Consider the following 758-nt stretch of genomic DNA (forward strand, 5'->3'; position numbering starts at 1 on the left):
CCTATAGGCTGCTCAAACTGGTAATACTGTGTCGCAGTTTGTATTGATGAACTACAACCTGCCAATAGTAATAATAAACTTGCAGTTAAAAATAACGATTTCATTATTGCTTCCTTGGTTTTGGATCTGCTGGTAATGATTTATCAAAAATTAGCATATTAGGTTGCTCGTTTAATCCGCGAGTTAGAGGCTGTAGGCCCTCACTTAAACGTTTAAACTCTTTTAATGTTTGCTGTATTTGATGATGAAGTTCAGAACCGGCTTGGTAACTGGCCATGGTTTTATCAAATTGGCGCATAGTGACTTCAAACTGCTCCATACTTTTTGTCATCTTTTCGAAGTTACGATTAAAGTCGCCTGGTAAGTTTTGTGTATCTTTTTGGCTTAGCAGCTCTCGCATTTCATTAGCAAGCGCTCGGTAATCGGTAAATGTGGCTTGCATTTGTGCCAAGCTATCTTCAACCTTTAAGTTATTTACTTTATTAAGTACGTCAGAAACTTGATCTGCTAATACAGTTATACCGCTTGAAATACTCGGAAAAACATCATACTGCACAAGTTTACCTAGGTGCGCTTCTGGCGCGTCGGGGTATATATCAAAATCTACATACACAGCACCCGTTAATAAATTACCAGGCTTTAACGAGGCGCGCATCCCACTTTCAATCCAGCCCTTTAAACTGCCTTGCCAATACTCTTTTGCTGAAGCACTGTCATGATACAAGCGTCCGTATTCTACTTTTATAAGCACTGGAACC

Annotated in this window: 1 pseudogene; it reads right to left on the reverse strand. The window is 39.6% G+C overall.

Going from position 1 to position 758, the window contains the following annotated elements:
- Nucleotides 1-103: 103 nt before the first annotated feature.
- A pseudogene (locus L652_RS0102920) lies at nt 104-758 on the reverse strand (mammalian cell entry protein); the annotation flags it as partial.

The sequence above is a fragment of the Pseudoalteromonas sp. TB25 genome, from assembly GCF_000497995.1.
Taxonomy (GTDB): domain Bacteria; phylum Pseudomonadota; class Gammaproteobacteria; order Enterobacterales; family Alteromonadaceae; genus Pseudoalteromonas; species Pseudoalteromonas distincta.